This is a genomic window from Acidovorax sp. AC410 (assembly GCF_979253235.1).
Genome location: NZ_CEEDCG010000001.1, coordinates 2,202,282 through 2,227,173 on the forward strand (window position 1 = coordinate 2,202,282; position 24,892 = coordinate 2,227,173).

A 24,892-nucleotide genomic window follows, 5' to 3' on the forward strand; every position below is an offset into this window, starting at 1 on the left:
GCTCAGTAGCCGTTCGGGCGGGTCGCGGGGGCTTCCCCCGTGCGAAAGCGCGCTACCAGTTGCCTGGCCGCAGTGGCCAGCAGCATGGTATCGACTCCCACGGCCACAAACAGGGCCCCCGCCGCCAGCCACTGGCGGGCCTGCGCCTCGTTGGTGGCCAGGATGCCCGGCGCCTTGCCCGCGCGCAGGATGCGCGCGATGCCTTCGGTGATGGCGGCTTGCACGTCTGGGTGGCCGGGGTTGCCCGGGTGGCCCATCGATGCCGACAGGTCGGCCGGGCCGATGAACACGCCGTCCACACCGGGGACGGCGGAAATCGCCTCCAGGTTGTCCATGGCCTGCACCGTCTCGGCCTGCACCAGCAGGCACACCTGGGCATTGGCCTCATGCACGTAGTTCGGATAGGCCTGCCAGCGCGACGATCGCGCCAGCGCACTGCCCATGCCGCGCACGCCCTCGGGTGCGTAGCGTGTGGCGCGCACCAGGTCGCGCGCCTGTTCGGCCGTGTCCACCATGGGCACCAGCAAGGTGGTGGCGCCGATGTCGAGGTACTGCTTGATCAGTGCGGTGTCGCCCACGGGCACGCGCGCAATCGCGTGGGGCGGCTGCACGCCGGCGGGCAGGGCGCTGCTGGCGCTGGCCACGGCCTGCAGCAGATGCAGCTGTGAGCGCAGGTCGTTGGGGGCGTGCTCGCCGTCGAGCAGCAGCCAGTCGTAGCCGGTGCCGGCCAGGATCTCCGTGCTGTAGGCGTCGGCCAGGGCCAGCCACAGGCCGATCTGCGCGCGGCCCTGGGCCATGGCCTGCTTGAAAGGGTTGGTGGGGGTGTGCATGGGTGTGCGTGTCCGTCGAAGTGCAAGGCCGCCATCGTACGGGTTGTGCGCCGGGGCTGCAGGCCCGTGCTGCGGCCGCTATAGTCACCAGCCCGCCTCCCTTCCTGCTCCACCATCCCACGCCATGGCCAAAGACAAGACCGTTTACTCCTGCACCGAATGCGGCGGCACCAGCCCGCGCTGGCTGGGCAAGTGCCCGGCCTGCGGCGCCTGGAACACGCTGATCGAGCAGGTGGCCGAGGCCGGGCCGGGCAAGAACCGCTACAGCGGTGCGCAGTTCGCGGGCCTTGCCCAGGCCCAGGCGGTGATGCCGCTGTCGGCCATCGAGGCCAGTGATGTGGAGCGCACACCGAGCGGCATCGACGAGCTCGACCGGGTGCTGGGCGGCGGTATCGTCGAAGGCGGCGTGGTGCTGATCGGCGGCGACCCGGGCATCGGCAAGTCCACCTTGCTGCTGCAGGCGCTCGATGCGCTGCAGCGCGCCGGTCTGCCCACCCTGTACGTGACGGGCGAGGAAAGCGGCGCCCAGGTGGCGTTGCGCTCGCGCCGGCTGGGGCTGGACCACAGCCAGGTCAATGTGCTGGCCGAGATCCAGCTCGACAAGATCCTGGCCACCATCGAATCCATGCAACCCGCGGTGGCGGTGATCGACTCCATCCAGACCGTGTACTCGGACCAGCTCACCTCGGCGCCGGGCTCGGTGGCCCAGGTGCGTGAATGCGCGGCCCACCTCACGCGCGCGGCCAAGTCTTCGGGCGTGGCCATCGTGCTCGTGGGCCACGTCACCAAGGAAGGGGCGCTGGCCGGTCCGCGCGTGCTCGAGCACATGGTGGACACGGTGCTCTACTTCGAGGGCGATACGCACAGCCAGTTCCGCCTGGTGCGCGCCATCAAGAACCGCTTTGGCGCGGTCAACGAGATCGGCGTGTTCGCCATGACCGAAAAAGGCCTCAAGGGCGTGAGCAACCCCAGCGCCATCTTCCTGAGCCAGCACAGCGAGCCTGTGCCGGGCAGTTGCGTGATGGTCACGCTGGAGGGCACACGCCCGCTGCTGGTGGAGATCCAGGCGCTGGTGGACAGCGGCGGTCCCAGTCCCCGGCGACTTTCGGTCGGCCTGGACAAGGACCGCCTGGCCATGCTGCTGGCTGTGCTGCACCGCCATGCGGGTGTGGCCTGCATGGACCAGGACGTGTTCGTGAACGCGGTGGGCGGTGTACGCATCAGCGAGCCCGCCGCCGATCTGGCCGTCATGCTGGCCATCACCTCCAGCCTGCGCGGCAAGGCCCTGCCGCGCGGCTTTCTGGCGTTTGGCGAAGTGGGCCTGGCGGGCGAGGTGCGACCCGCGCCGCGCGGTCAGGAGCGGCTCAAGGAGGCCGCCAAGCTGGGGTTCAGCGTGGCCGTGGTGCCCAAGGCGAATGCGCCCAAGAAGCCCATTGAGGGGCTGACCATCCACGCCGTGGAGCGCGTGGAAGAGGCGATGAACGTCGTGCGCGAGATGGGCTGAACCAGCCCCTGGCGCGGGCCCTGGCCTGGGCAAAGCGCGTGTTCCGCATGCAGGGCGCTTGCTCGGGAGGGCTGGCGACCGGGCTGCTGACAACAGACCCCAGCGCCATTTTTTCTTGCTCCCACCGGGCACTTGCACTAAGCTGGCCCGGACAAACGGAACCTACACGGCGCCCGCCAAGGCCCGCTTCAGAGGCACCTGCGGCGTCGATAACGATTGCAGAGGGAGGCTGTGTCGTGGCCATCGAGCATTCTTTGGAGACGCCGTCTGGCAACAGCTCGGCATTCCTGTCCACGCTGGTTGCGGACACGCGCCACCGGCGCATGGCCGCCGCCGCGATTGTTGCGTCCTTCCTGATTTTTCTGGCGATTGCGCCCTTCGCGCGCGTGGCCTTGCCGCCGGTGGGCGCCTTCATTCCCGTCTACCAGACGGCCCTGGTCACCAATGACCTGATCACCGCCGTGCTGCTGTTCGGCCAGTACAGCTTTTTGCGTTCCCGTGCCTTGCTGGTGCTGGGGGCTGGCTACCTGTTCTGTGCCTTCATGGCGATGGCGCATGGCCTGAGCTTCCCTGGCCTTTTTGCACCCGCCGGCATGCTGGGATCGGGGCCGCAAACCACGGCCTGGCTGTACTTCCTGTGGCATGGCGGCTTCCCGCTGTTCGTCCTGGCCTATGTGCGCCTGAAGGATCCGGCAGCCGCCGGATCGGGTGTCCAGGAACAGGCGCGCCGCCCGGCGCGCCGCGGCATCGCATGGGCCACCCTGTGTGCCATGGCGCTTGCGCTGGCGTTGCTGCTGCTCAGCACCCTGGGCCACGATGCCCTGCCGGTGCTGATGCGCGGCAACCAGGACGATTCGGGCAAGCTCCTGGTGGCGGTATGCACATGGACCTTGTCGCTGGTGGCGCTGTTGGCGTTGTGGCGCAAGGCGCGCAGTGTGCTGGACCTGTGGCTGATGGTGACGCTGGTGGCCTGGCTCCTGGACATTGCCCTGGCATCGGTTCTGAACGGTGCGCGCTTTGACCTGGGTTTCTATGGCGGGCGCGTCTACGGACTGCTGGCATCGTCGTTCGTGCTGATCGTCCTGTTGTTGGAAAACAGCCGCCTGTACGGCGACCTGGCAACCGCCAACGTGCGCGAACGCCAACGCAGCGCGGAACTCGAGGTGGCGCGCAATGAGGCCAACGCGGCAGCCCAGGCCAAGTCCAACTTCCTGGCGGCGATGAGCCATGAAATCCGCACCCCCATGAACGGTGTCATCGGCATGATCGACGTGCTGGCGCGCTCCAGCCTGAAGAGCCCCCAGGTGGCGATGGTGGACCTGATCCGCGAGTCCGCGTTCTCGCTCCTGAGCATCATCGAGGACATCCTGGACTTCTCCAAGATCGAGGCCGGCCACCTCGACGTGGAAACCGAGTCCATGGCCGTAGGGGAGGTGGTCGAGAAGGTGTGCGTGATGCTCAACCGCCTGGCTGAAAAACAGGGTGTCGAACTGACGCTGTTCACCGACCCCGAAATTCCCGCCACCGTGCTGGGCGACGCCCTGCGCTTGCGCCAGATACTGATCAACCTGGTCAACAACGCCATCAAGTTTTCTGCCGGAGGGCCGGTCGCCGGAAGGGTGGCCGTGCGCGCAGTGCTGGTGGAGAAAGGCGCGCAGGGCGTCACCCTGGAGTTCCAGGTCATCGACAACGGGATCGGCATGGGCGAGGCCACACTGGCCACCCTCTTCACGGCCTTCACCCAGGCCGATGTGTCCACCACCCGGCGCTTTGGCGGCACCGGCCTGGGCCTGGCCATTTCCGGCAGCCTGGCGCAGCGCATGGGGGGCCGCATCTCCGTGGTCAGTGCGCCGGGGGTCGGCTCCACCTTCACACTGCGGCTGCCGCTGGCCTGTGCCGCACCCGCGCCAGGCGAGGCACCGCCGTCGCCCTCCCTCGTCGCGGGCCTGTCCTGTCTCATCATTGGCAATGGGAAGACGCTGTCCGGCGACCTGGTGACCTATCTGGCCAATGCGGGGGCACACACCCGGCACGTGGCGAACCTGGACGAGGCCAGCCAGCTGGCTCCGGGCCTGGCGCCCGGGCCTTGGGTCTGGGTGGTCAACACCGAAGCCGACAGCCCCGCCTCGCTGGACCGCCTGCGTGCCATTGCGCGCTCCAATCCGGGGCTGGCGCACCACTTCGTGGTCATCGGCCACGGCCCGCATCGCTATCCGCCGCAGTTCGACGCGGACCGCGTATCCGTTGACGGCAACGTGCTGACCCGCAGTGCCCTGCTGCGCGCGGTGGCCGCTGCCGCCGGACGGGTTCCGTACGAGGACGAGCACAGCGCGCTGCTGCCTGCGCGCCATGCACCTGGGCCGATCGCGCTGTCACGCGAAGAAGCGCGCCGGCAGCGTCGGCTGATACTGGTGGTGGAGGACAACGAGATCAACCAGAAGGTCATCATGCAGCAGCTGGCGCTGCTGGGCCTGACCGCCGACCTCACAAGCGACGGCCTGCAGGCCCTGATACGCTGGCGCAGCGGTGACTATGCCCTGATCGTGACCGACCTGCACATGCCCGGCATGGACGGCTACCAGCTGGCCTCGGTGGTACGTGCCGAGGAGCAGGAGCGCGCCAACGCACGCATCCACGCGGGCGAGGCGGCCGAGCCGCCGGTGCGCATCCTGGCGCTGACCGCCAATGCCCTCAAGACGGAGGCCCAGCGTTGCAGGGATGCCGGCATGGACGACTACATGAGCAAGCCCGCTCCGCTGGCGGACCTGCAGGACCTGCTGGAGCGCTGGTTGCCCAAGCCCTCACCCGCAGCGCAAGCCCCGGGAGCCCAGAAGCACCGACGCTCCAGCCTTGCCCATGGGGCCGGTGGACGTCCAGGTCCTGCGCAGCCTGGTGGGAGAAGACCCCCAGCTCATACGCGAATTCCTGCAGGCTTTTCGCAGCAGTGCGGCGCGCATTGCGCAGGAGGTGGAGCAGGCCTACTGCGCCGGCAGCGCGGCCAAGACTGTGGCCGCGGTACACAAGCTCAAATCGGCTGCGCGCTCGGTGGGTGCCATGGCGCTGGGCGACCTGTGCGCCGACATGGAGCAGGTGGGGGCTGCCGGGCAGATCGATGCCCTGTCCCTGGCATTCGAGCATTTCAAGCTGGAGATGGCCACCGTCGACCGGCATCTGGCCGAGATTCTGGCCAGTGACGTGCGGGACGGTGCGCCATGAGTGCCAGGTCCGACATCCGCATCCTGGTGCTCGACGACGAGCCCTTCATGCTCATGCTCTTGGCCCGGCAGCTGGCCAACCTGGGCTTCACCCAGGTCGATACCTGCGACAACGGCCTGACCGCTCTCGAACGGGTGGACGATCCCGTGCTGGCACCGCAGCTCATCCTGTGCGACCTCAACATGCCCGGCATGGACGGCATGGAGTTCGTGCGCAAGCTGGTGGAGCATGGGTATGCGGGCAGCCTGATACTGGTCAGTGGCGAGGACGAACGCACCTTGCACTCTGCACGCAGGCTGGTGCAGGCCCACCACATCGAAGTGCTGGGCAGCCTGCAGAAGCCCGTGCCACCGCAGGCGCTGTTCCAGCTGGTGGAGAGATGGGTGCCCTCGGGACAGCTGGCCCAGCACCTGCAAGGCAAAGGCTATGGCGTCGAGCGTCTGGCGCAGGCCATCCAGACCGGAGAGCTGCTCAACCACTACCAGCCCAAGGTCTCGGTCTTGAGCGGGGAGGTCGTCGGCATGGAGACCCTGGTGCGGTGGCGCCATCCGGAAGACGGCATGGTGTATCCCGACCAGTTCATCGGCATGGCCGAGGCCCATGGCCTGATCGATGCGCTCACCCAGGTGGTGCTGGCGCAGGCGCTTCAAGACAGTGCCGCATGGGCGCGGGAGGGCCTGGCGCTCAAGGTGGCCGTCAACGTGTCCATGGACAACCTCCATGCGCTGGAATTCCCCGAAAGGATCACAACCACTGCTGCCGCTGCCGGGGTCAAGCCGCAGTCCATCGTCCTGGAGGTGACGGAGAGCCAGCTGATGAAGGACCTGCGCGCACCGCTGGAAATCCTGACGCGCCTGCGCTTGCGCCGGTTCCGGTTGTCCATCGACGATTTCGGTACCGGCCATTCGTCCCTGGCGCAGTTGCGCGATGTTCCATTCGACGAACTCAAGATTGACCAGAGTTTTGTGCATGGCGCCCACCACAACGAAACCTTGCGCGCCATTTTCCTTGCCAGCCTGGGCCTGGCCAAGGAGCTGGGCATGGAGGTGGTGGCCGAGGGCGTGGAAGACGCCGACGACTGGGGTTTCCTGCAGAAGTCGGGCTGCGACCTGGCCCAGGGCTACTTCATTGCGCGGCCCATGCCCGCCGAGAAGGTTCTGGAGTGGGTCGCGGCCTGGCGGGTGCGCTGGGCTGCGGAGTATTCGGGCAGGCCATCCCCCGGATGAGGTGAGCGCCAGCCCACGCTGCGCACGCCTCGCCCGGGTCTCCGGTCAGAAAGACTCCCAGTCATCGTCCGACCCCTTGGCCTTGGATGCAGCCGCTGCGGGGGGCTTGGCGGGCGCCGGAGACCTGGTGGCGGCTGGCGCCGGTTTGGGGGCCTGCAGCTTGCGGGTGGCATGGGTGGACGCCGTGACCTTGCTGGCAGGTGCCGCCGGGCGCGGAGCCGGGGCACGGGCCGGTGCAGGCCGGGGCGCTGGCGCGGCGGCTGCAGGCTGGTGGCCTACATTGAACACCGACACCACCTCGGCCAGGCGCTGCGCCTGGTCGCGCAGCGACGAGGCGGCCGCGGCGGATTCTTCCACCAGTGCGGCGTTCTGCTGCGTCATCTGGTCGAGCTGGGTCACGGCCACGTTCACCTGGGCGATGCCGTCGCGCTGTTCGGACGAGGAGGCGGTGATCTCGCCGATCAGGTCCGACACGCGGCGCACGCTGCTGACGATCTCGTCCATGGCCTGGCCGGCCTGGGTGACCTGCTCGGAGCCGGTCTCCACCGATTCCACGGAGGCGGTGATCAGGCCCTTGATCTCCTTGGCCGCCTCGGCACTGCGCTGCGCCAGGCCGCGCACCTCGCTGGCCACCACGGCAAAGCCCCGGCCCTGCTCGCCGGCCCGGGCCGCTTCCACGGCGGCATTCAGGGCCAGGATGTTGGTCTGGAAGGCGATGCCGTCGATGGTGCCGATGATGTCGGCGATCTTGCGCGAGCTGTGGGTGATGGTCTGCATACTGGTCACCACCTGGGCCACCACCTCACCGCCCCGGCCGGCGGCCTGGGCGGCGGTGCTGGCCAGCTGGTTGGCCTGGCGCGCGGTGTCGGCCGACTGGGTCACGGTGGCGGTCAGCTCCTCCATGCTGGCGGCGGTTTCCTCCAGGTTGGCGGCGGTCTGCTCGGTGCGGGCCGAGAGGTCGTGGTTGCCGGTGGCGATCTCCACCGAGGCGTTGGACATCGAGTCCACGCCGCTGCGCACTTCCGAGACCAGGCCGCGCAACTTGGCCGCCATCTGCGAAACCGAGCGCAGCAGGTGGCCGAACTCGTCCTGCCGGTCATCGTTGGCCTGCACCGTGAGGTTGCCGCCGGCGATCGCATCGGTCAGCTGCACCGCGTCGTTCAGTGGCCGGGTGATCGAGCGCACCAGCAGGAAGGACAGCACCAGCCCCAGGATGAAGACGATGGCCTGGATGGCCCAGGCCAGGGCGCGGGCGCGCCCCAGGGCGCCTGCGGCCTCCTGCTTGGCGGTTTCGCGCTGCGACTGCTGCAGCTGCACGAAGGCTTCCAGCGAATCCACGTAGCGGCCGATGGCGGCCAGGTATTTCGTTTCCACGAAGGACTTGAAGGCGGCGGCATCACCGGCCTGCTTGATCTCGCGGGCCTGCTTGTTCAGTGCCAGCACCCCCGTGCGCTCGGACGCCACGCGCTCCAGGGCGGCCTTGTCCGCGGGGCTGGTGGCCAGCTCCACCACCTTGGCCTGGATGGCCGAAATGCCGGTCACGCCGGCCTTCACGCGGCCGTCGAACAGCGTGGTCAGGTCGGCATCGGGGGTGGAGTTGCTGGCCAGCACGCGCTCACCCGTGGTTTCGGTCGCGCCCTTCCACTGCAGAGCCAGGGTGATGCGCTGCTCGTAGGATTCCAGCGACGCAAGTGTCTGCGCCATGACCTGGGAGGTCTGGTGCTGGGCCCAGATGGAGACGAGCAGCATGGCACCCAGCAGGCCCACGATGGACCCCCACAGCTTGGGGGAAAGGCGTATGTTGTCCAGTTTCATGGCTTGTGTTCCTGCAGGCGTCACCCGGCGTATCAGGTTGTATCAACCGGCGAGCGTAAACCGCGGCGCGCAGTTGCGCCATAGGCAGCCGCCGGCATCCATTTGATGTAGCGTTTGCACAACGAAACAGCCATGCGAGCCATGCTGGCGCGGCCTGCGCGGGCTTTTGGTGGCCGCAGGCCGGGAGGACCCGGCAGGTCTGCGGTCTTCACTTATGGCCGCGCGCGCTGGCCATATGACAATACCGCCCATGAATTTGCGCAATATCTTTGTTCCGCTCGGTGCGGTCGGTGGTCTGGTGTTCGGTTACATGTCCTACGGATGGCCGGGCGTGGCCGCGGTGGGCGGCGGGCTCATGATGTGGGTGCTGCTGCATTTCACGCGCCTCATGACGGTGCTGAAAAAAGCGGCAGACCGGCCCATCGGGCATGTGGGCAGCGCCGTCATGCTCAATGCCAAGCTGCGCCCCGGGGTGAACCTCATGCATGTGGTGGCCATGACGCGCTCTTTGGGCCAGTTGCTGTCCGACGACGGTGCCCAGCCCGAGCTGTACCGCTGGACCGACGGATCCCGCTCTTTCGTGACCTGCGAGTTCAAGAATGGCAAGCTCGTGAAGTGGGAACTGGTGCGCCCTGCACAGGAGGATGGGGCGCCGCAGGCGCCGGCTCCGGTGGCCGAGCTGCCGCCAGCCCCGTAAAATCGCTCTTTTGCGACCCACAGCAATTCAAAGGATACCCATGAGCCCCGTAGTTCCCTCAATGGCCGACCGTGACGGCAAGATCTGGATGGACGGCCAGATGGTGGATTGGCGCGATGCCAAGATCCATGTGCTGACCCACACCCTGCATTACGGCTGCGGCGCGTTCGAAGGCGTGCGCGCATACAAGACGGCCGATGGCACGGCCATCTTCCGCCTCGAAGAGCACACCGAGCGCCTGTTCAACAGCGCCAAGATCCTGCGCATGAAGATCCCCTTCAGCAAGGAAGAAGTGAACGAGGCCCAGAAGGCCGTGGTGCGCGAGAACAAGCTCGAATCGTGCTATCTGCGCCCATTGACCTGGATTGGCTCGCAAAAGCTCGGTGTTTCGCCCAAGGGCAACCAGATCCACCTGATGGTGGCCGCCTGGGCCTGGGGCGCCTACCTGGGCGAGGAAGGCATGAAGCGCGGCATCCGCGTCAAGACCAGCAGCTACACGCGCCACCACGTCAACATCACGATGACGCAGGCCAAGGCGGTGAGCAACTACACCAACTCCATCCTGGCCAACATGGAAGCGCTGGACGATGGCTACGACGAAGCCCTGCTGCTGGACAGCAGCGGTTTCGTGAGCGAAGGCGCGGGCGAGAACATCTTCGTGATCAAGAACGGCGTGATCTACACGCCCGACCTGTCGGCCGGCGCCCTGAACGGCATCACGCGCAACACCGTGTTCCACATCGCCAAGGACCTGGGCCTGGAGATCGTGCAAAAGCGCATCACGCGCGACGAGGTCTACATCGCCGACGAGGCTTTCTTCACCGGCACGGCCGCCGAAGTCACGCCGATCCGCGAGCTCGACCGCATCGAGCTGGGCAACGGCAGCCGCGGCCCGATCACCGAAAAGATCCAGAGCGCCTTCTTTGACATCGTCAACGGCCGCAACCCCCAATACGCCCACTGGCTCGCAAAGGTCTGAACCATCATGTCCCAAGCTGTGATCGAACTGCTGGCCAAGGACCTGAACGCCCAGGGCGGGGTCTTCTGCCCCAGCCCCAAGGCGGACATGAAGCTGTGGAACAGCCACCCCAAGGTCTACCTGGACGTGGGCCGCGGCGGTGAGGCCAAGTGCCCCTATTGCGGCACCGTCTACCGCCTGAAGGCGGGCGAGCACGTACACGCCGGCCACTGACGGATGTCGGCGGCCGCTGGCGACGCGAAACCGTCGCCCACGCTCACGGTGGCGGTGCTCACGCACAACGAAGCGCACCGTATCGAAGCCTGCCTGCGCAGCGCCGCCTTCGCCGACCAGGTGCTGGTCGTCGACAGCGGCAGCACGGACAACACCGTCGCCCTGGCCCAGGGCCTGGGTGCAGAGGTCCATTCCTACCCCGACTGGCAGGGCTTTGCCGTGCAGCGCAACCGCCTGCTCGCCCACTCGCGCGGCGACTACGTGTTCTTCCTTGATGCCGACGAGGTCATGACCCCGGCCTTCCAGCAGGAGCTGCAGGCCATCGTGCGCTCGGGCGCGCGCGGGGTGTGGACCATCCGCTGGCGCATGGTGGCCTTTGGCCAGGAGCTGCGCTATTTTCTGTCGCAGTCGCGCATCGAGCGGCTGTTCGTGCGCTCCATGGTCCGTGAGTTCACGGGCGTGGTGCACGAGCAGGCGCAGTTGTACCCCGAGCCCGATGGAACGGCCGTGCCGCGCCACCTGGTACGCGCCCGCCTGCTGCACTACACCCGCAACTCCGTGCGCACCAGCCTCGAAAAGCTCACCCAGTACGTGATGCTGGGCGCCGCCAAACGGGCCGAGGCGGGCAAGCGCGGCGGCGTGCTGCGCGGGCTGGCCTCGGGCGGCTCGATGTTCCTGCGCCTGTACCTGTTCCGGCTGGGCTTCCTGTGTGGGGGTGCGGGCTTCCTGTACTGCCTGTTCGTGGCGCTGGAGGGTTTCTTCCGGTATGCCGCACTGCACTACGACCGCGACAGCCTCACGGGCCGGGTGATCCGGTGATGGTGAAGAACTACCGCTGGTTCGGGCGCTGCGCAAGTGCCGGTGCGTTCATGGTGCCCGGCCTGGCGCTGTGGCTGCCCTCGGGCTATTCCTACGGTGCGGTGTTGCTGCTGCTGGCGGCACTGGCCAGTGCGCCCGTGTGGTGGCGGCGCCCGGCGCCGCGTGCTGCCTGGTGGCTCACTGCGGCCTTCTCGTGCATGGCCGCCCTGTGGCTGCTCGACGTGGGCGCCGCCTGGGGCTGGGGCAGCATGGACCGCGCGGTCAAGTACCTGCTGGCGCTGCCCTGCATCTTCTACCTCATGAGCTTTGAACCGCGCGCCTCCTGGTTGTGGATGGGCGTGGCTGTCGGTGCCGTGGGCAGCGGTGCCGTGGGCCTCTACCAGATCGGTGTGCTGGGCCTGCCGCGCGCCAGTGGCTTCACCAACGCCATCCAGTACGGCAACCTGAGCATGCTGCTGGCCGTGCTGAGCGGCCTGCTGCTGGTCGTGCAATGGCGGCGCTGGGTGGCCTGGCAGCGGCTGCTGCTGGTGGCGGCCATCGTGCTCGGAGCGGTGGGCTCAGTGCTGTCGCAGTCGCGCGGGGGCTGGCTGGCGCTGGTGCTGCTGCTGCCGGTGTGCGCCTGGCTGCTGGTGCGTACCACCGGCCAGCGGCGCGTGTACTGGGGCCTGTGCGTGCTGGCGCTGGTGGCGGCGGGGCTGTCGCAGGTGCCGGCCGTTGAGCAGCGCGTGGACGAAGCGCGCCAGGAGGTGCAGACCTACCAGCAGCGCGGCGATGGCCGCAGCTCGGTGGGCCAGCGCCTGGCCCACTGGCAGCTGGCCTGGCAAATGGGCTGGGACCGGCCGCTCACCGGCTGGGGCCGGGCCGGCTACGAGCAGGAGAAGGCGCGCCGCGTCGCCGCTGGCCTTGCGCATCCCGTGGTGCTCGAATTCGGCCATGCGCACAACGAGGTGCTGGACCTGTTCGCCAAGCGCGGCCTGCCCGGCGTGCTCCTGCTGCTCGCGTTCTATGGCATTCCGCTGGTCATGTTCTGGCCCACGGAGCGGCGCATCCGCGACGGCGCGGGCAAGATGGACCGCGAATCGCTCTCGCTGTGCCTGGTCGGCGTGATGCTGCCGTTGTCGTACATCGGCTTCGGCCTGACCCAGGTGTTCCTGGCGCACAACAGCGGCAACATGTTCTACCTCTTCATGTGTCCGCTGGTGCTGGCGGCCCTGCATGAGCGGCGCGCGCGCATCGGCTGCGGCCGCCCCTTCTGACGACGACAGGTATCCTTCATTCCATGCACATCCTGCTGGTCAACAACTCTCCCATCCCGGTGTACGGCTACGGCGGCACCGAGCGCGTGATCTGGGACCTGGGCAAGACCCTGGTGCAACTGGGCCACCGCGTGAGCTACCTCGTGCCAGAAGGCAGCAGCTGCGACTTTGCCCAGGTGCTGCCGATCAAGCCCGACGAGCCCTGGGACGGCCAGATCCCGGCCGACGTGGACATCACCCACTTCCAGTTCAACCCGCGCAGCGAGCCCTCGCGCCCCTACCTCGTCACCGAGCACGGCAATGCGCGCAAGCCCAAGCCGCTGCCACTGAACACCGTGTTCCTCTCGCGCAACCACGCGGCGCGCTATGGCTCCACCGAGTTCGTCTACAACGGCCTCGATTGGTCGGCCTATGGCCCGGTGGACTTCGAGCGCCCGCGCGACCATTACCACTTCCTGGGCAAGGCGGCCTGGGGCGTGAAGAACGTGGCCGGCGCCATCAAGGTGGCCAGGCTCGCGGGCGTGGAGCTCGACGTGCTGGGCGGCGAGCGCATCAACTTCAAGCGCGGCTTTCGCTGGACGCTGTCGCGCAAGGTCCACTTCTTCGGCATGGTCGGCGGCCAGCAGAAGAACGAGCTGCTCAACGCTTCACGCGGCCTGATCTTCCCGGTGCGCTGGCACGAGCCCTTCGGCCTGGCCGTGATCGAGAGCCTGTATTTCGGCTGCCCGGTGTTCAGCACGCCCTACGGCGCGCTGCCCGAACTGGTGCCGGCCGAGTGCGGCAGCCTGTCGGCCAGCGCCAGCGAACTGGCCGAGGCCGTGCGTGTCCACAAGGCCGATCCGCGCGCCTGCCATGCCCATGTGCAGCAGCATTTCAGCGCCGAGGCCATGGCGCGTGGCTACCTGCGCTACTACGAGCGGGTGCTGGCCGGCGAGGTGCTGCACCGCGAGCATCCGGTGATTCAAGGTACCGCCAGAGACCTGCCCTGGACGCGCTGAGCGCCTTTCAGTGCGCCGCGCCCACGCGCGCGCAGGCCTGCTTCCATTCCTCTTCCAGCAGCGCTACCAGTGCGCCTGCGGCCATGGGCCGCACCGCCTCCACGCCCTGGCCGGCCCACAGCGACAGGTAGTCGGCCCGACCGGCCTCGTTCGAGGCCTTGCGCAGCGCACCGGTCAGCGCGTTCTGCACCGGGTAGGGCGGCACGGCCGTTTCATCGGTCTGCAGCCGGTCCATCAGCGCGTTGACGATGCCGCGCGCGTGGCGCCCCGTCAGGGCCCGTGTGGTGCGCGTGTCAGTGCCCTTGGCACTGGCCAGCGCCTGGCGGTAGGGCGCACCGATGCCCGATTCATCGCAGGAGAGGAAGGCCGTGCCCATCTGCACCGCCTCGGCCCCCAGCGCCTGCGCGGCGGCAATGCCGCGCCCGTCCATGATGCCGCCGGCCGCCACCACGGCCACGCCGCGTGGCTGCAGCACATCCACGCAGCGCGGCACCAGGGCCATGGTGCCGATCATCGAGGAGGCGAAATCACCGAGGAAGGTGCCCCGGTGCCCGCCCGACTCCATGCCCGAGGCACAGACCCCGTCGGCCCCCACGTCGGCCCAGGCCACGGCCTCGGCCACCGTGGTCGCGGTGCCGATCACATAGCAGCCCGCAGCATGCAGGCGCGCCACCTGCGCGGCAGACAGGATGCCGAAGGTGAAGCTGGCCACCGCCGGGCGCGCGGCGACCAGCGCGTCGAACTGCGCCGCGAAGTCCTCGCACCAGCGTGCGGGCACGGCAGGCTGCTGGCCGAGCTCGGCATACAGCGGGGCGAGCCGCGCCACGGCGGCGTCCACCGTGGCCGCGTCGGGCGCGGGCGTGTCCTGCACGAAGAGGTTCATACCAAAAGGCCGGTCGGTGCGCCGGCGCACCTCGGCGGCCGCCTCGGTCATGGCGGCGGGAGAACGCATGCCGCAGCCCAGGGAGCCCAGCCCGCCCGCGGCGGATACGGCGGCCGCCAGGGCCGGCGTGTCGGAGCCGGTCATCGGCCCCTGGATGATGGGCAGGCGCAATGAAAGGGCGGTGCGAAGGCTGCGGTCGGTCATGGCGGACTCCTGGAACGGGGGAAAGTAAATAACGGTCAGGCAGCGGACAGCACCTGCTGCAGGGCATCGAGCGCGCTGGAGCGGTAGCCCTTGCGCCAGGTGAGCAGGGTGTCGATGCGGGTGATCGGCTGGTGGCTCAGCAGCCCGGCGTGGGGCGTCATGGCCAGCACCGAGCGCGGCACGATGCCCGCGCAGCTGCCGGCGGCCACGCAGGCCAGAATGGCGTGGTACGAGCCCAGCTCCAGCACCTGCATGGGCTGCGGCCGGGGTGCGAACCAGTCCTGTCCGATGCGTCGGTAGGTGCAGCCCGGCTCGAAAACCGCCAGCGTGCCGGGCTGTACGTCCTTTGGTCCGGCCACGGCAGGGTGGCCGGCGGGCAGCACCAGCAGCAGGTCTTCCGTGAACACGGGCCGGGTTTCGAGCGCTGCATCCGGGGCATGGCCCGGTGGCCAGGCCACCAGCACTGCGTCGAGGGCGTGGGCGCGCAGCCGCTCCACCAGTTCGCGGGTGGGGGCGGTCGACAGTTCCAGCGCCACGCCCGGCCACTGGCCGTGCAGGCGCGCCAGCGGTACCGGCAGGCGGCTCGCCGCCGTGCTTTCCATCGAACCCAGGCGCAGCCGCCCGCCGGGTGGGCCCGGGCGCACCGCCTGGCGTGCTTCTTCGGCCAGTGCCAGCAGCCGGTCGGCAAAACCCAGCAGCACCCGCCCCTCGGGCGTGAGCGCCATGCGCTTGCCTTCGCGCAGGAACAGGGGGGTGCCCAGGTCCGCCTCCAGCTGGCGCACCCGGGTCGTCACATTGGACTGCACGCGCCCCAGCCGCTCGGCCGCGCGCGTGACGCTGCCTTCGGCCGCCACGGTGCGAAAGATGTCCAGGGCCGCAAGGTCCAGCAAGGATGCAGAAGATTCATCCATCTTGAAACAGTATGAATTACAAAAATTCAATCTCTTGGTAAGATGATACGCAGCGGCATTCGCCGTGGCAATCCTTTCCGGTATCTCCCGCATGGACCAGGTGTCTTCTTCCCCTTCCCCCGCCCGCGCGCGTGCCGCCGAGGTGGCGCCCTTGCAGGTCGCCCTGGCCGGTCTGGTCGCGCTGGCGGTGGCCATGGGCATCGGCCGCTTCGCCTTCACCCCGCTGCTGCCGATGATGCTGCACGACGGCGTGGTCGACATCGCCACGGGCAGTTGGCTGGCCACGGCCAACTACGCCGGCTACCTTGCCGGGGCGTTGCTGTACATGGCACTGCCGTGGCTCGGGCGCCGCCTGGGCGCAGTCCCGGGCAATGCAGCCCTGGCGCGGGGCGGGCTGGTGGCCACGGTGCTGCTGACCGGAGTGCTGGCCTTTCCCTGGCCCGCGTCGTGGCCGCTGCTGCGCTTTCTGGCAGGTGTCGCGAGTGCCCTGGTGTTCCTGGGCACGGCCAACTGGTGCATGGGCCAGCTCACCCGGCTGGGGCGGCCCCAGCTCGCCGGCCTGATCTTCTGTGGGCCGGGACTGGGCATCGTGGTCACGGGCCTGCCCACTGGCGCCATGGTTGCTGCGGGCTGGAGTGCGGCAGCCGGCTGGGCCACGTTTGCCGCACTGGCGGCGGTGCTGTGCGCCGGGATCTGGCAGGTATTGCGGGGTGGCGAGGCGCAGGCCCATCCGGCAGGGGCACCCGCCGCCGTTGCCGTGCCTGCGCCGGCGGCGCTGCGGGCACTGCATGCCGTGGCGTATGGCCTGGCGGGCCTGGGCTACATCGTCACCGCCACTTTCCTGCCTGTCATCGCGCGCGCTGCGCTTCCGGCCGGCTCGGCCTGGCCCGACCTGTTCTGGCCGGTGTTCGGCGCCGGCGTGGCCCTGGGCGCCTTTCTGTCCACGCGCATCGCACCCCACCGCGACCGGCGCTGGTTGCTGGCCGGCGCCTACCTGCTGCAGGCGGGGGGCATTGCGCTCGGTCTGCTATGGCCGGGGCCCGCGGGGTTTGCGTTCGGCAGCCTGTTTCTGGGCCTGCCATTCACCGCCATCACCTTCTTTGCCTTGCAGGAGGCGCGCCACCAGTGGCCGCAAGCCGGGGCGGGTTTCACCGGCCTGCTCACGGCGCTCTACGGCATCGGCCAGATCGCCGGCCCGCCCATGGCGGCAGCGCTGCTGGCACAGGCAGGCTCACGCGCGCAGGGCTTTGATTGGGCGCTCGCCGTGGCGGGCTCGGTGCTGGTGCTCGGCGCCGCGCTCTACGCCTTCATGGCGTGGCGCTGGAAGAAGTGACCGGCAGGCGCAGCACGAAGCAGGCACCGCTGCTGCCATCGGGCCGGTCCTCGCAGAACACCATGCCGTTGTGGCGCCCGGCGATCGAGCGCACCAGCGACAGGCCCAGCCCCACGCCTCCCGCGCGCTCGCTGGCGCCCGGCAGGCGGTAGAAGGGCTCGAAGATGCGCTCGCGCTGGTTGCTGGGCACGCCCGGCCCCTGGTCGCACACGCGCACCTCTGCATGGCCCTGGCGCCGGTGCACGACCACGCTGATCTCGCCGGTGCTGTAGCGCCGGGCGTTCTCCAGCAGGTTGCGGATGGCGCGGCGCAGCAGCTTGGAGACGCCGCGCACGTCCACCGCATCGGGGCTGGCGCCCACGTCCAGGTCGGCGTCCACGCGCGCGCATTCCTCGGCGGCCAGGCCCACCAGGTCCACCGTCTCCACGGTGCCCACGTCGGCCTCGCGCGCGTCCAGGCGGCTGGCCAGCAAAATCTCGTCGACCAGTTGGTCGAGCTCGGCGATGTTGCGCAGGATCTCGGCGCGGAACGTCGGCGAAGGCTGCTGTCCGCCCATGAGCTCCATGCCCATGCGGATGCGCGTGAGCGGCGAGCGCAGCTCGTGCGAGGCGTTGGCCAGCAGCGACTTGTGCGATTTGACCAGGGTTTCCACACGTGCGGCAGCGGCGTTGAACTGGCGTGCCAGGTCGGCCACTTCGTCCTGGCCCTGCTCGGGCACGCGCACCGACAGGTCGCCTTCGCCAAAATGCTTGACGCTGCGCTGCAGCGCCTCCAGTCGGAGGGTCAGGCGCCGGATGATGGGGTACACGCCCACCGCCACGGCCAGCCCCACGATGCCCAGCAGCCACAGGAAGCCGAAGGGCGGGCGGGTCCAGAACGCCGCATCACCACCACCCGGGCGGCCGCCCCGGTTCTGCGGGCGCGGCGCCATCTGCAGCACAAAGGTCTGGCCGGTGTCGGATTCGATGTGGAACTCCACATTTTCGCCGGGCTCCGACGGCTGCCGCGCTGCGGGCCCCCGAAAGACCACGTCGCCCTTGGCATCGCGCAGCACCATCTCGCGCGAGGGCGGCACGAAGGGCTGGTTGTTGCTCGCCTTCTGCTCCTCGGCAATGCGCCAGGCCCAGCCTACGACCAGCGTGAGCACCGCGATGCCGCCGACCACCGCGAGCCAGATGCGCAGGTACAGGCGCCGGGCGAAGGGGTTGGAAAGGCTCACCGGGCTTCAATCCTGCTGCTTGGCGAACACATAGCCCACGCCGCGCACGGTCAGGATGCGGCGCGGGTTCTTGGCGTCCACCTCGATGGCCGCGCGGATGCGGCCCATGTGTACGTCGATGGAGCGGTCGAAGGCCTCCAGCTCGCGGCCGCGCACAGCCTCCATGATCTGGTCGCGCGTGAGCACACGGCCCGCGCGTTCGGCCAGCGCCACCAGCAGGTCGAACTGGTAGGAGGTCAGGTCCGCCGGCTGGCCGGCCACGGTGACGGTGCGCGCATCGCGGTCGATCTCCAGCGTGCCGAAGCGCAGGGCCTGGGCCGTGGGCGTGCCGCCATCGGTGCGCCGGCGCAGGATGGCGCGGATGCGCGCCAGCAGTTCGCGCGGCTCGAAGGGCTTGGGCAGGTAGTCGTCGGCACCGAGCTCCAGGCCAATGATGCGGTCCATGGGGTCGCCCTTGGCCGTGAGCATCAGCACCGGCACCTGCGCAGCCGGGCCCTGCAGCGAGCGGATGCGGCGGCACACCTCCAGGCCGTCCATGTCGGGCAGCATCAGGTCCAGGATCACCAGGTCGGGCAGCGCGGCCGCATCGGGCCCCTGCAGCTCGGCCAGGCCGCTCTTGCCGTCGGCGCGGTGCGTCACCACCAGGCCGGACTGGCCCAGGTACTCGCCCACCATCTCGGCAAGGCGGGCGTCGTCTTCGATCATCAGCAGTTGGGAGCTCATGGGTTCAGTGTATTGGGTACATCCCTATGCTCGCGCAAAGGCGTCACGCCGTGTTGAAGCCCCTGTAAAGCTTCCGTAAACCTGGCAACGGCCCCCTCCGCAATTTGCTATGCAATGCATAGCAAAAATCGATCACCTCTGGCCGACCTCGGTAGCGTGCGAGCGGGATGCCAACCACACCAGGATCAGCACGGGTAAGCCCAGCATCGCCGTGGCCGTGAAGAAGTAAGCGTAGCCATGCTGGTCCACGTAGTGGCCCGAAAACCCCGCGAGGTACTTGGGCAGCAATAGCATCAGCGAACTGAACAGCGCGTACTGGGTGGCCGAGTAGCTCACATTGGTCAGGCTCGACAGGTAGGCGATGAAAGCCGCCGAGGCAATGCCGCTGGCCAGGTTGTCGGCCGAGACCACGGCGATCAGCGCCGTCACGTCGTGGCCGTGGCCGGCCAGCCAGGCAAACAGCAGGTTGCTGCCCGCGCTGAGCAGCGCGCCCAGCATCAGGATGCGCATGACGCCAAAGCGCATCGACAGCACCCCACCCACGAAGGCGCCGACCAGCGTCATCACCACGCCATAGATCTTGGTCACGGCGGCCACCTCGTCCTTGGTGTAGCCCATGTCCACGTAGAAGGGGTTGGCCATGATGCCCATCACCACGTCGCTGATGCGGTACACGGCGATCAGCGCCAGGATCAGCGCCGCCTGGCGGCGGTAGCGGCGAACGAAGTCGGCAAACGGTTCGAAAACAGCCGCGTGCAGCCACGCCAACGCCGGGGCCACCGCACGGTGGACGGGGGTGCGAATCAGCGCGCTGCGTCCCCAGGATTGATCAAGCCCCACGAAGCCCACGATGGCCAACAGGCCGAAGCCCACGGGTACCACCGAAGGAAGCGTGGAGATGGCCAGCCGCACCATGCAACCCAAAAGGCCCGCCACTCCCAAGGCTGCAACTGCCAGCGGCCAGGTAAAACGCATGCCTTGCTCCTGGAACACGGCGGCGGATGCGGACAGGCGTTTCTTTTCAAGATCGAGGTCGCGGGGCATGGGCTCTTTGGAAAGGAGCGAGGAGAGCATGCCAACCAGCATGGATACGGCCATCACGAGGTAGGCGGTCTGCCACGCACCGTTTTGGTAGCTGGCAGCCGGGTTTGCCACTTCGGCTCGCGCCGCTATCCAGAGCACGCCGGCGCCAGCCCAGATCATTGCCAGGCGGTAGCCCGTCTGGTACGAGGCTGCAAGCGCCGCCTGGTGGTCGGCATCGGCGGATTCGATGCGGAACGCATCCAGTGCGATATCTTGCGTGGCCGAGCCGAAGGCGACGGCCAATGCACACCAGATGATGGGCCCGAGAGCCAGGCGTGGATCCGACACCGCCATCCCCACCAAGCCGGCCGCAACCACCAGTTGCGACAACAGCAGCCAGCTGCGCCGCTGGCCCAGCCAGCGGGTAAGCAGGGGCAGGGGCATGCGGTCCACCAGGGGCGCCCAGGCCCACTTGAAGCCGTAGGCCAGGCCCACCCAGCTCAGGTAGCCGATGGTGCTGCGGTCGATGCCGGCCTCGCGCAGCCGAAAGCTCAGCGTGCCCAGCACCAGCAGCAGCGGCAGGCCGGCCGAGAAGCCAAGGGTGAGCATGCGCAGGCTCGCAGGCTCCAGGTAGACGCGCAACGTCTGCAGCCAAGTGGGGCGGGGGGCGTCGGTCGGCGCAGCGGATACGGTCGATGCGGTCGGGATAGGGGAGGTGTCTGACATGGGTACCTGGGTTTTTGTCTATTATTCCTGCATGTGCATGCTTTGCCCCTCTCCTTCCGCCGCGCCGTCATCGATGTGGTCCGCGCGCCGCGCGTTTCTTCTGGCGGCGGGGGCGGGTGCCGTGGCCCCGGCCATTGCCCAGGTGGACGTGGGCACATCGTCCACGCTGCGCAAGCTGATCCCGGCCGAGACGCTGGAGCGGTCTGCCGCGCAGCAGTACCAGCAGATGATGGAGCAGGCCCGCGCCAAGCGCGCGCTCGCGCCCGATGACTTTCCGCAGCTGCAGCGCCTGCGCACCATTGCGCAGCGGCTGATTCCGCACACCAAGCCCTGGAACGAGCGGGCAAGCCAGTGGCGCTGGGAGGTGAACCTAATCGGCAGCAAGCAGATCAACGCCTTCTGCATGCCCGGCGGCAAGATCGCCTTCTACACCGGCATCCTCGACCAGCTCAAGCTCACCGACGACGAGGCGGCGATGATCATGGGCCACGAAATGGCCCACGCGCTGCGCGAGCATGCACGCGAGCGCCTGGCCAAGACCCAGGCCACCAACATCGGCCTGCGCCTGGGCTCGCAGCTGCTCGGCCTCGGAGACCTGGGCAATGCCGCGGCCAGCCTCGGTGGCCAGTTGCTCACGCTGCAGTTCAGCCGCTCGGACGAGAGCGATGCCGACCTGGTGGGCCTGGAGCTGGCCGCGCGCGCAGGCTACCAGCCCGATGCCTCGGTGAGCCTGTGGAAGAAGATGGGCAGTGCCACGGGCAGCAAGCAGGGCGGCCTGGCCTTCTTGTCCACCCACCCGTCGGGCCCGGCGCGCATCCAGCAGCTGGAGCTCAATGTGCCCAAGGTGCAAAAGCTGTACGAAGCGGCGCGAAAGGGCTGACGGCCCGGATCTAACCGGCCGTCACGCGGTTGCGGCCGTTGTTCTTGCTCTGGTAGAGCGCCTGGTCGGCCCGCGCAATGGCGGCCTGCAGGTCGTCGCTGCCGGCGACCTGTGCCACGCCGAAGGACATGGTCAGCGGCACCGGCGTGCCCTGGCAGTCCAGCTCGATCCGTTCCATCGCCACGCGGATGCGCTCGGCCACCTCCATGGCGGATTCCAGCGGGCTCGCCGGCATCAGCGCCAGGAACTCTTCACCGCCCCAGCGCGCGATCACGTCGCTCTCGCGCAGGTTGCGCGCCAGCACGCTGGCCACCATGACCAGCACGCGGTCGCCCATGGCGTGGCCATGGCGGTCGTTGACCTGCTTGAAATGGTCAATGTCGCACAGCAGCAGCGCCACCGGTTCGCCCGTGCGCTGGATGCGGGTCAGCGTGTGCCCCGCCAGGGTGTGGAAATGCGCGCGGTTGTTCAACCCGGTCAGCGCGTCGAGCGTGGCCTGCTTGAGCAGCCGGTTCTCGGCGATGAGGATGGTGCGGCGGTAGAACGCCGCCAGGGCCGCGAACATGCCGAACACGATGCACACATGGATGGCGTTGACCACCTGCTGGCCCTTGCCGGCCAGTGGCGCCAGGGCGCCCCAGTGGTCGCAGGCGAAGCGCAGGCCCAGGTAATAGACCAGCAATGCCAGCACCATCGGTATGGCGTAGCGGCCCGAGTTGGCGATCACGATGGCCGGGATGAACAGCCACAGGTAGTAGTGGAAGCCGCTGTCCCAGCCCACCAGCAGCGAACCCAGTGCGGAGTGGATGATCACTTCCAGCCAGATCAACAGGATGCCGGCGGTGTTGCGGCGCCGCTGGATGAGCTGGTAGGCGCCCAGGTACATGCCGATGCTGGCCAGGTTGACCAGCGCCAGCGGCACCGAGCCCAGCCAGAGAAACAGCACGATGTAGCCGCAGTCGATGGCGGCGGCCGTCAGCGCCACCCGCTGCGCCATGGCCCAGTAGGCCTTGCCAGCGACACTGGAGCCGCGCTGTGGAATGGCGAACGGGCGCGGGGGATGGGCGGTGGGAACGGTGCTTGCGGGGGATGCCATGGCGTGACGGTGCCCGGCGCGCTCCTCCGACCGCCGGGATTGTTAACAGAATGTCACATCCTAGAAGGCTGGCAGGCTACGGGTCGGCGGATCAGGCTGGGCAAAGTATGCCAGTTGTCCCCGTTCGATGCCGGGCCGTCCTGGCTACAACGACTGCACCGGCTGCCAGTCCACCGCCACCGGGCTCTTGCGCGAGAACAGTTCCACGTGCGAGTCGATGGCGAACTGCACGCGCGCCAGGCTGGCGCCGTCCTCGGCGCTGCAGTCGAAATGGAGGGCCGCGTCGTCGGCCCGCAGCACGCACAGGCCCCAGGGGAAGTGGGCCTGGCCCTGGTGCTCGTCGTAGGTGACGGTGATCTTGCGCGTGAAGTGGTAGCACAGGCGCTGCAGGTAGCGGCTGGCTTCGGGCGTGGGCACATGGCCCTGGCGTCGCATCATTGGGTCGTGGTCGTCGTTGGGATGGAAAGCGGGTGATCGAGGGGCAGGGCGGTATCGGCCAGCACCAGCAGGTTGCCCAGGGAGCAGCGCTCCACCCGTGCCTGCACGCCGTAGGCGCGCTGCAGCAGTGCGGGTGTGAGCACCTGCGCAGGGTCGCCCGCGGCCAAAACGCCACCGCCGCCCAGCGCCAGCACCTGCTGGCAAAAGCGCAGCGCCAGGTTCAGGTCGTGCACCGCCACCAGGCCGATGGCGCCCTGTTGCTGTACCAGGGCGCGTACGGCCTGCAGCACCTGCAATTGCCAGCGCAGGTCGAGCGCGCTCGTGGGCTCGTCCAGCAGCAAGAGGCGCGGTGCGCGCACGATGACCTGGGCCAGGCCCACCATCTGCCGCTGCCCGCCCGAGAGTTCGTCGAGCCGGCGCAGCGCCAGCGCCTGCAGGCCGAGGGATTCCACCACCGACTCGATGGCGGCCTCGCGCCGCGCCGCGCTCCATTCGCTGCGGCCGGCGCGCAATGCGCTCTGCCAGGTTTCGTAGGCCACGAGCGAGGTGCTTTGCGGCAGGGCCTGCGGAAGGTAGCCCACGCGGCGCAGGCGCTCGCGCGGCAACAGGCCCGCAAGGTCGGTGCCCTCCAGCAGCACCCGCCCCTGCGCCGGGCGCAGGCCGGCAATGGCCTTGAGCAGGGTGGACTTGCCCACGGCATTGGGGCCCACCACGGCCACCAGCGTGCCGGGCGGGATGCCGCCCAGAGTCACGTGCGACAGCACGGGTCGCCCGGGGTAACCGGCAGACAGGTTGTCGAGCGCGAAGCCCTGCGTCATGCCAGCCTCCTCTGGCGCAGCACCAGCGCCATGAACAGGGGCACGCCGACCAGTGCCGTGATGATGCCGATGGGCAGCACCACGCCGGGAATCAGCGCCTTGCTCAGGATGGAGGCGAGCGACAGCATCAGCGCCCCGGCCAGCGCGCTGCCGGGCAGGTAGTAGCGGTGGTCCTCGCCCAGCAGCATGCGCGCGATGTGCGGCCCCACCAGGCCGACGAAGCCGATGGTGCCCGTGAAGGACAGGGCCGTGGCCGCCATCAGGCTCACGCGCAGCAGTGTCACCAGCCGCAGCCGCTCCACGGGGATGCCGACGCTGCGCGCCTGGTCTTCGCCCGCGCGCAGGGCCGTGAGCGCCCAGGCCTGGCGGGCCGACCAGAGCATGCAGCCGCCGAGCACCGTGCCGACGATGGCGATCTTGGTCCAGGTGGAACGGCCCAGGCTGCCCATGGTCCAGAACACGATCTGCTGCAGCGCATTGCTGTCGGCGATGAACTGCAGCAGCCACAGCAGGGCCTCGAAGCTGAACAGCAGCGCGATGCCGAACAGCACCACGGTGTCCACCGTCGCGCCCTGGCGCCAGGCCAACAGCTGGATCAGCGCCGTGGCGCAGGCCGCACCCGCAAAGGCGCACAGCGGTACGGCCAGGTTTTCGCCAAAGGCCAGCAAAGTGAAGCCGCTGACCACGGCGGCCGATGCGCCCACTGCGGCCGCGGCCGACACGCCCAGCGTGAACGGGCTGGCCAGCGGGTTGTTGAGCGCCGTCTGCATCTCGGCACCGGCCAGGCCCAGGCTGGCGCCGACCAGCACCGCCATCACGGCATAGGGCAGGCGCACCTCCCACAGAATGACCTGCTGTGCCTGCGGCAGGCTGGCCGGCGCAAACAGGCCGCGCAGCACGTCGGCAAAGGCGAAGGTCGAGGGGCCAATGGCGATGTCGGCCACCACGCTTGCGCACAGCGCCACGAGCAGCGCGCCCAGCAGCACCAGCCGCAGGCGCACGAACTGCCGGTAGCGCTGGGCCAGCGTTGTGCTGGGAGAAGAGGGCAGGGAAGGATTCACGGCAAGGGACTCTGATACGGGATG

At 68.7% G+C, this 24,892-nt stretch carries 22 protein-coding genes and 1 pseudogene; 12 read left to right on the forward strand and 11 right to left on the reverse strand.

From position 1 onward, the window contains the following. Positions 1 to 2: 2 nt before the first annotated feature. Entirely contained in the window at positions 3 to 830 is an 828-nt protein-coding gene (locus tag AC0IZS_RS10200; protein WP_471635534.1) for an aldolase/citrate lyase family protein, read from the reverse strand. 124 nt (positions 831 to 954) lie between these two features. Here AC0IZS_RS10200 and radA point away from each other — a divergent pair, with 124 nt between their 5' ends. The 4 genes and pseudogenes from radA (at position 955) to AC0IZS_RS10220 (ending at position 6,776) form a co-directional block, all read left to right on the forward strand. Then, positions 955 to 2,334 carry a DNA repair protein RadA gene (gene radA / locus AC0IZS_RS10205; protein WP_471635535.1) on the forward strand — a complete coding sequence of 460 codons (1,380 nt, stop codon included), beginning with the start codon at positions 955 to 957 and terminating at the stop codon, positions 2,332 to 2,334. A gap of 323 nt (positions 2,335 to 2,657) precedes the next feature. Beyond that, positions 2,658 to 5,054: pseudogene (locus tag AC0IZS_RS10210) on the forward strand (MASE4 domain-containing protein); the annotation flags it as partial. A gap of 136 nt (positions 5,055 to 5,190) precedes the next feature. Then, a complete protein-coding gene (locus tag AC0IZS_RS10215; RefSeq protein ID WP_471639496.1) occupies positions 5,191 to 5,550 on the forward strand; it encodes an Hpt domain-containing protein in 360 nt (119 codons plus the stop codon). Continuing rightward, positions 5,547 to 6,776, forward strand: a complete 1,230-nt coding sequence (locus AC0IZS_RS10220) for an EAL domain-containing response regulator (protein ID WP_471635536.1) — start codon at positions 5,547 to 5,549, stop codon at positions 6,774 to 6,776. The genes AC0IZS_RS10215 and AC0IZS_RS10220 overlap by 4 nt, the downstream gene beginning before the upstream one ends. 45 nt (positions 6,777 to 6,821) lie before the next feature. Here AC0IZS_RS10220 and AC0IZS_RS10225 read toward each other — a convergent pair whose 3' ends face one another. Then, a complete protein-coding gene (locus tag AC0IZS_RS10225) occupies positions 6,822 to 8,591 on the reverse strand; it encodes a methyl-accepting chemotaxis protein (RefSeq protein ID WP_471635537.1) in 1,770 nt (589 codons plus the stop codon). Between the two features lie 250 nt (positions 8,592 to 8,841). On the opposite strand from AC0IZS_RS10225, the gene AC0IZS_RS10230 reads away from it, so the two are divergent. The 6 genes from AC0IZS_RS10230 to AC0IZS_RS10255 are packed head-to-tail and all read left to right on the forward strand — an operon-like array spanning position 8,842 to position 13,553. Further along, a complete protein-coding gene (locus tag AC0IZS_RS10230; RefSeq protein ID WP_471635538.1) occupies positions 8,842 to 9,288 on the forward strand; it encodes a glycerate kinase in 447 nt (148 codons plus the stop codon). A gap of 40 nt (positions 9,289 to 9,328) precedes the next feature. Further along, the gene (locus AC0IZS_RS10235; protein WP_471635539.1) at positions 9,329 to 10,267 is read left to right on the forward strand and encodes a branched-chain amino acid transaminase; all 939 of its coding nucleotides are present in this window, start codon (positions 9,329 to 9,331) and stop codon (positions 10,265 to 10,267) included. Positions 10,268 to 10,273: 6 nt separating this feature from the next. Then, positions 10,274 to 10,480 carry a zinc-finger domain-containing protein gene (locus tag AC0IZS_RS10240; protein ID WP_471635540.1) on the forward strand — a complete coding sequence of 69 codons (207 nt, stop codon included), beginning with the start codon at positions 10,274 to 10,276 and terminating at the stop codon, positions 10,478 to 10,480. A gap of 3 nt (positions 10,481 to 10,483) precedes the next feature. Next, the gene (locus AC0IZS_RS10245; protein WP_471635541.1) at positions 10,484 to 11,299 is read left to right on the forward strand and encodes a glycosyltransferase family 2 protein; all 816 of its coding nucleotides are present in this window, start codon (positions 10,484 to 10,486) and stop codon (positions 11,297 to 11,299) included. After that, entirely contained in the window at positions 11,299 to 12,555 is a 1,257-nt protein-coding gene (locus AC0IZS_RS10250) for an O-antigen ligase family protein (RefSeq protein ID WP_471635542.1), read from the forward strand. The genes AC0IZS_RS10245 and AC0IZS_RS10250 overlap by 1 nt, the downstream gene beginning before the upstream one ends. A gap of 23 nt (positions 12,556 to 12,578) precedes the next feature. After that, a complete protein-coding gene (locus tag AC0IZS_RS10255) occupies positions 12,579 to 13,553 on the forward strand; it encodes a glycosyltransferase (protein ID WP_471635543.1) in 975 nt (324 codons plus the stop codon). A gap of 7 nt (positions 13,554 to 13,560) precedes the next feature. On the opposite strand, the gene AC0IZS_RS10260 is transcribed toward AC0IZS_RS10255, so the two are convergent. Together AC0IZS_RS10260 and AC0IZS_RS10265 are read right to left on the reverse strand one after the other, a co-directional pair. Further along, on the reverse strand, positions 13,561 to 14,640 hold the full coding sequence (locus AC0IZS_RS10260; RefSeq protein WP_471635544.1) for an NAD(P)H-dependent flavin oxidoreductase: 1,080 nt from the start codon (positions 14,638 to 14,640) through the stop codon (positions 13,561 to 13,563). A gap of 35 nt (positions 14,641 to 14,675) precedes the next feature. Further along, entirely contained in the window at positions 14,676 to 15,551 is an 876-nt protein-coding gene (locus AC0IZS_RS10265; protein ID WP_471635545.1) for a LysR substrate-binding domain-containing protein, read from the reverse strand. A 91-nt stretch (positions 15,552 to 15,642) separates the two neighbouring features. On the opposite strand from AC0IZS_RS10265, the gene AC0IZS_RS10270 reads away from it, so the two are divergent. Continuing rightward, on the forward strand, positions 15,643 to 16,884 hold the full coding sequence (locus tag AC0IZS_RS10270) for a YbfB/YjiJ family MFS transporter (protein ID WP_471639497.1): 1,242 nt from the start codon (positions 15,643 to 15,645) through the stop codon (positions 16,882 to 16,884). Here AC0IZS_RS10270 and AC0IZS_RS10275 read toward each other — a convergent pair. From AC0IZS_RS10275 to AC0IZS_RS10285, 3 genes are all read right to left on the reverse strand, one after another. Next, a complete protein-coding gene (locus AC0IZS_RS10275) occupies positions 16,859 to 18,103 on the reverse strand; it encodes a HAMP domain-containing sensor histidine kinase (RefSeq protein WP_471635546.1) in 1,245 nt (414 codons plus the stop codon). The two genes, AC0IZS_RS10270 and AC0IZS_RS10275, sit on opposite strands and share 26 nt — an antisense overlap. 6 nt (positions 18,104 to 18,109) lie before the next feature. After that, positions 18,110 to 18,826, reverse strand: a complete 717-nt coding sequence (locus AC0IZS_RS10280) for a response regulator (RefSeq protein WP_471635547.1) — start codon at positions 18,824 to 18,826, stop codon at positions 18,110 to 18,112. 132 nt (positions 18,827 to 18,958) lie between these two features. Then, positions 18,959 to 20,575 carry an AmpG family muropeptide MFS transporter gene (locus tag AC0IZS_RS10285; protein WP_471635548.1) on the reverse strand — a complete coding sequence of 539 codons (1,617 nt, stop codon included), beginning with the start codon at positions 20,573 to 20,575 and terminating at the stop codon, positions 18,959 to 18,961. Positions 20,576 to 20,612: 37 nt separating this feature from the next. On the opposite strand from AC0IZS_RS10285, the gene AC0IZS_RS10290 reads away from it, so the two are divergent. Further along, positions 20,613 to 21,455 carry a M48 family metallopeptidase gene (locus AC0IZS_RS10290; RefSeq protein WP_471635549.1) on the forward strand — a complete coding sequence of 281 codons (843 nt, stop codon included), beginning with the start codon at positions 20,613 to 20,615 and terminating at the stop codon, positions 21,453 to 21,455. 10 nt (positions 21,456 to 21,465) lie between these two features. Here AC0IZS_RS10290 and AC0IZS_RS10295 read toward each other — a convergent pair whose 3' ends face one another. The 4 genes from AC0IZS_RS10295 to AC0IZS_RS10310 form a co-directional block, all read right to left on the reverse strand. Continuing rightward, positions 21,466 to 22,551, reverse strand: coding sequence for a GGDEF domain-containing protein (locus AC0IZS_RS10295; RefSeq protein ID WP_471635550.1), 1,086 nt, complete (start codon positions 22,549 to 22,551; stop codon positions 21,466 to 21,468). Positions 22,552 to 22,695: 144 nt separating this feature from the next. Then, complete coding sequence (locus AC0IZS_RS10300; protein WP_471635551.1) at positions 22,696 to 22,989, reverse strand: DUF2218 domain-containing protein; 294 nt, start codon at positions 22,987 to 22,989, stop codon at positions 22,696 to 22,698. Next, positions 22,986 to 23,807 carry an ABC transporter ATP-binding protein gene (locus AC0IZS_RS10305; RefSeq protein ID WP_471635552.1) on the reverse strand — a complete coding sequence of 274 codons (822 nt, stop codon included), beginning with the start codon at positions 23,805 to 23,807 and terminating at the stop codon, positions 22,986 to 22,988. The genes AC0IZS_RS10300 and AC0IZS_RS10305 overlap by 4 nt, the downstream gene beginning before the upstream one ends. Continuing rightward, complete coding sequence (locus tag AC0IZS_RS10310) at positions 23,804 to 24,868, reverse strand: FecCD family ABC transporter permease (RefSeq protein WP_471635553.1); 1,065 nt, start codon at positions 24,866 to 24,868, stop codon at positions 23,804 to 23,806. The genes AC0IZS_RS10305 and AC0IZS_RS10310 overlap by 4 nt, the downstream gene beginning before the upstream one ends. Between the last annotated feature and the right edge of the window lie 24 nt (positions 24,869 to 24,892).

Bases quoted from the DNA above. Each gene is read 5' to 3' on its own strand.
- AC0IZS_RS10200 (WP_471635534.1), bottom strand. From the start codon at position 830: ATGCACACCCCCACCAACCCTTTCAAGCAGGCCATGGCCCAGGGCCGC.
- radA (WP_471635535.1), top strand. From the start codon at position 955: ATGGCCAAAGACAAGACCGTTTACTCCTGCACCGAATGCGGCGGCACC.
- AC0IZS_RS10215 (WP_471639496.1), top strand. From the start codon at position 5,191: ATGGGGCCGGTGGACGTCCAGGTCCTGCGCAGCCTGGTGGGAGAAGAC.
- AC0IZS_RS10220 (WP_471635536.1), top strand. From the start codon at position 5,547: ATGAGTGCCAGGTCCGACATCCGCATCCTGGTGCTCGACGACGAGCCC.
- AC0IZS_RS10225 (WP_471635537.1), bottom strand. From the start codon at position 8,591: ATGAAACTGGACAACATACGCCTTTCCCCCAAGCTGTGGGGGTCCATC.
- AC0IZS_RS10230 (WP_471635538.1), top strand. From the start codon at position 8,842: ATGAATTTGCGCAATATCTTTGTTCCGCTCGGTGCGGTCGGTGGTCTG.
- AC0IZS_RS10235 (WP_471635539.1), top strand. From the start codon at position 9,329: ATGAGCCCCGTAGTTCCCTCAATGGCCGACCGTGACGGCAAGATCTGG.
- AC0IZS_RS10240 (WP_471635540.1), top strand. From the start codon at position 10,274: ATGTCCCAAGCTGTGATCGAACTGCTGGCCAAGGACCTGAACGCCCAG.
- AC0IZS_RS10245 (WP_471635541.1), top strand. From the start codon at position 10,484: ATGTCGGCGGCCGCTGGCGACGCGAAACCGTCGCCCACGCTCACGGTG.
- AC0IZS_RS10250 (WP_471635542.1), top strand. From the start codon at position 11,299: ATGGTGAAGAACTACCGCTGGTTCGGGCGCTGCGCAAGTGCCGGTGCG.
- AC0IZS_RS10255 (WP_471635543.1), top strand. From the start codon at position 12,579: ATGCACATCCTGCTGGTCAACAACTCTCCCATCCCGGTGTACGGCTAC.
- AC0IZS_RS10260 (WP_471635544.1), bottom strand. From the start codon at position 14,640: ATGACCGACCGCAGCCTTCGCACCGCCCTTTCATTGCGCCTGCCCATC.
- AC0IZS_RS10265 (WP_471635545.1), bottom strand. From the start codon at position 15,551: ATGGATGAATCTTCTGCATCCTTGCTGGACCTTGCGGCCCTGGACATC.
- AC0IZS_RS10270 (WP_471639497.1), top strand. From the start codon at position 15,643: ATGGACCAGGTGTCTTCTTCCCCTTCCCCCGCCCGCGCGCGTGCCGCC.
- AC0IZS_RS10280 (WP_471635547.1), bottom strand. From the start codon at position 18,826: ATGAGCTCCCAACTGCTGATGATCGAAGACGACGCCCGCCTTGCCGAG.
- AC0IZS_RS10285 (WP_471635548.1), bottom strand. From the start codon at position 20,575: ATGTCAGACACCTCCCCTATCCCGACCGCATCGACCGTATCCGCTGCG.
- AC0IZS_RS10290 (WP_471635549.1), top strand. From the start codon at position 20,613: ATGCTTTGCCCCTCTCCTTCCGCCGCGCCGTCATCGATGTGGTCCGCG.
- AC0IZS_RS10295 (WP_471635550.1), bottom strand. From the start codon at position 22,551: ATGGCATCCCCCGCAAGCACCGTTCCCACCGCCCATCCCCCGCGCCCG.
- AC0IZS_RS10300 (WP_471635551.1), bottom strand. From the start codon at position 22,989: ATGATGCGACGCCAGGGCCATGTGCCCACGCCCGAAGCCAGCCGCTAC.
- AC0IZS_RS10305 (WP_471635552.1), bottom strand. From the start codon at position 23,807: ATGACGCAGGGCTTCGCGCTCGACAACCTGTCTGCCGGTTACCCCGGG.